Genomic DNA, 292 nt, shown 5'->3' on the forward strand with positions numbered 1-292 from the left:
GCTTTGGCGAGGTGGCCGTACAGGAGCAGACCAACTACCCGCTGACCCTGGTGGTGGAACTGGGCGCGACCCTGTCGGTGCAGTACAGCCATGACCGTACGTTGTGGAGCGACGACACCATTGACCGTTTGGCGGGCTACTTCACCAACCTGCTTGAGGCGCTAACTGAAAACGCTGATGCACTGGTCGGTGAACTGCCAATGCTGGCCCAGCCCGAACAGCAAGTGATGGTCGAAGGCTGGAACCACACCCGAGCGGCCTATCCGAACGAGCGCAGCATTCATTCGTTGAT

General features: G+C 59.6%; 1 protein-coding gene. It reads left to right on the forward strand.

Annotation, left to right across the window (positions count from 1 at the left end; translation table 11 throughout):
- Positions 1-292 (forward strand): condensation domain-containing protein (locus SB756_RS29260; protein WP_410913043.1); only part of this gene is annotated, 292 nt, incomplete at both ends.

The sequence above is a fragment of the Pseudomonas sp. SIMBA_068 genome (assembly GCF_046534705.1).
Classification (GTDB): Bacteria; Pseudomonadota; Gammaproteobacteria; order Pseudomonadales; family Pseudomonadaceae; genus Aquipseudomonas; species Aquipseudomonas putida.